The organism is Pontibacterium sp., from assembly GCF_041587635.1.
Taxonomy (GTDB): domain Bacteria; phylum Pseudomonadota; class Gammaproteobacteria; order Pseudomonadales; family Balneatricaceae; genus Pontibacterium.
Genome location: NZ_JBFGYC010000538.1, coordinates 1 through 2,769, shown reverse-complemented (window position 1 = coordinate 2,769; position 2,769 = coordinate 1). Strand labels below are relative to the sequence as shown.

Here is a 2,769-nt window from a genome sequence, read left to right as displayed (position 1 = left end):
CACTCAGACGCTGATTGTGGGGTTGTTGGTCGGTAATCTCGTATTGGCTGTGCTCATTGCTATGCTGACGGTACGCAGCATTCATCAGCCGTTGTTGGCGACTGTAAAAAGTCTTCGGTTGCTGGCAGGGGGCGATATGCGCACGACGTTCGATTCTACCCGTAAAGATGAATTTGGTGATCTGGGCCGGGCGTTGAACGAGGTCGTCGCCAACCTGCATGATATCTTGCAAGAGATTACCAACGGCTCTGAACAGCTGAGCACGGTCGCCGAGAGCAATGCGGTGACCAGTCGTCAGACCCATCGTGCAATGGGTCAGCAGAGTGAGCAGCTTATGATTACCGCTTCAGCCTCTGAAGAGATGGAGTTGATGGTGCAGGAGGTGAGCCAGTTTGCCCGCACGACACTGGATGCCGTGCACAACTGCGAACAGCTCAGTGTGGATGCAGATCAGCACGTACAGCATACCGTTAGTAGCATTCAGCAGCAGGCACAGGATATCTCACAGGCCGTTAATCTGAGTGATCAGCTGAGCCAGTACAGCAATCAGATCGGAACCATTCTGGACACCATCGGCGATATTGCTCAGCAAACCAACTTGCTGGCACTCAACGCGGCGATTGAAGCTGCGCGTGCCGGAGAGCAGGGTAGAGGCTTTGCGGTTGTGGCGGATGAGGTTCGAGAGCTGGCCCGCCGGACTCAGAACTCCACACAGGAAATTCAGGAGATGGTGGAGAACATGCAGAGCAGCATCGGCAAGGTTGTCGCGGTGATGCAGCAAAGCGTGGGTCAGAGCGAATCCTGTGTCAATTACGCTCACAGCTCCCAGCAAGCATTGCTGGAGATGAAGGATGCGATCGGCAATATTCGCAGTATGAGCACGCAGATTACGGAAGCTACCGGTCAGCAAAACGAGGCGGTCGAGGAGATGGCGCGCACGTTGGAGCAGATCAATGCGGCGGCCAGCGAAACCGCTGACGGCGCAGAAAAAGTCTCCACTCACAGTGACGATCTGTTACAGATCTCTCAGCAGCAGAAAGAGCTGATCGGACGCTTTATCGTCTGATCAGGCTTCAGTACCTCCAATCCCGGCGATACCTCTCTCACAGCCACTTAGGTTTATTCCCTAAGTGGCTGGTACTAAAGGTTTAGTAAACCTGTGCCTAATCTATTCTCTGGCATAACCATATACTCGATTGATTCACGTATACTTTTATCCGCTTCTTGCTGCGTTGCACCCTGTGGGAACCCAGCAGAAACGAATCAATCCGGAGCACCTAATGGCAACACCGCAGCAAGGTACCTTTTTCGATAGAATAGCCTCACGGGAATGGTTGTCTACCATTATGCCGGGGCTGATGCTGTGTTTTGTGGTGGGGATGGCCGCAAAGTTCGTATCCGAACACTACGGCGGTCCGACGATCCTCTATGCACTGTTGATGGGTATGTCTCTGAACTATCTGTCCGAAGAGGGGCGTTGTGCAGCAGGTATTCAGTTTGCCGCTAAATCGGTCCTGCGTTTTGGTATCGCACTACTGGGCGCACGTATTACCTTTGAGCAGTTGCTGGGCTTAGGTGTTACGCCCATCGCAATCGTGGTGGTCGGTGTTCCTGCGACGATTATCTTTGGTGTGATCTGCGGCCGCTGGCTGGGTATGAGTAAAAACCAGAGTATCTTGTCCGGTGCCGCTGTAGGTATCTGCGGTGCTTCTGCGGCCTTGGCGGTATCTGCGGTATTGCCCCAGAACAAAGAGTCCGAAAAGAATCTGATCTTTACGGTTATCGGGGTGACTGCCCTGAGTACCGTAGCAATGATTGCCTACCCATTGGTGGTGACAGGCTTGGATCTGAATCCTGCGGAAAGTGGGATTTTCCTTGGTGCGACCATCCATGATGTGGCACAGGTCGTGGGTGCTGGGTATATGATGTCTGACGACATTGGTGACGTTGCAACGTTTACCAAGCTGTTACGAGTAGCGGCACTGGTGCCGGTAGTCGTTGTTATCTCTCTGCTGGTGGCCCGGAAAAAATCCGATAGTGGGGAGTCTGGTAAATCATCGCTGCCGCTGCCGGGGTTTTTGATCGCTTTTATCGTGATTGTAACGCTGAACAGTACATTGCCGATCCCTGAGGTAGTGACCACTGGAATGACTGAACTGTCCCGCTGGTGTCTGATTATCGCCATGGTGGGGTTGGGTATGAAGGCATCCTTCAAAGAGCTTGCGACGATGGGCTGGCAGCCGATCATATTGCTGGTCTCTGAAACGATCTTTCTCGCCGCACTGGTAGCGTTTTGGTTGTACTGCGTTCGCTAGTCTGAATTTGGCCTGTGTACGGGGATATTCTTGAACCGTACTCAGGCCAACCTCTTTATCCCCCTCTCAATCACTTTTTTACTCCTCTATCCTCGCGTCTGTTTCGAACTACACTGTATGCTAAACCCACCGTTATCGGTTCAGTGCGTCAGTAAGGAATGGAGCAGTAGAAGGGATGAATAAACGCGTATTATTGGTTGATGACGAGCCGGCCATTGTCGCTGCGCTAAGCCGCACCCTGCGGAATCGAGGCTACGATGTGGTCGGCGCTCACTGTAGCTCCGAGGCATTTCGTTTAATGGAGGTTTCGCCGGCGGCCGTTGTGATATCCGATTACCAAATGCCCTGTATGCGAGGTACAGAGTTATTGGGGCGTCTCGAAGCACGTTGGCCGGAAACAATACGCATCATTCTGAGCGGATATGCTGATTACAATACGGTGATGGAAGCGATT

The 2,769-nt window shown here is 52.7% G+C and carries 3 protein-coding genes; all 3 read left to right on the top strand.

Translation table 11 applies throughout. From position 1 onward, the window contains the following. On the top strand, window positions 1-1,066 hold a 1,066-nt coding region (locus ABYW01_RS18670; RefSeq protein WP_372835782.1), incomplete at its 5' end, for a methyl-accepting chemotaxis protein. Window positions 1,067-1,280: 214 nt separating this feature from the next. Continuing rightward, the gene (locus ABYW01_RS18665) at window positions 1,281-2,315 is read left to right on the top strand and encodes a YeiH family protein (protein ID WP_372835781.1); all 1,035 of its coding nucleotides are present in this window, start codon (window positions 1,281-1,283) and stop codon (window positions 2,313-2,315) included. Between the two features lie 175 nt (window positions 2,316-2,490). Further along, on the top strand, window positions 2,491-2,769 hold a 279-nt coding region (locus ABYW01_RS18660; RefSeq protein ID WP_372835779.1), incomplete at its 3' end, for a response regulator.

Coding starts and splice junctions, on each gene's coding strand:
- ABYW01_RS18665 (WP_372835781.1), top strand. CDS start 1,281: ATGGCAACACCGCAGCAAGGTACCTTTTTCGATAGAATAGCCTCACGG.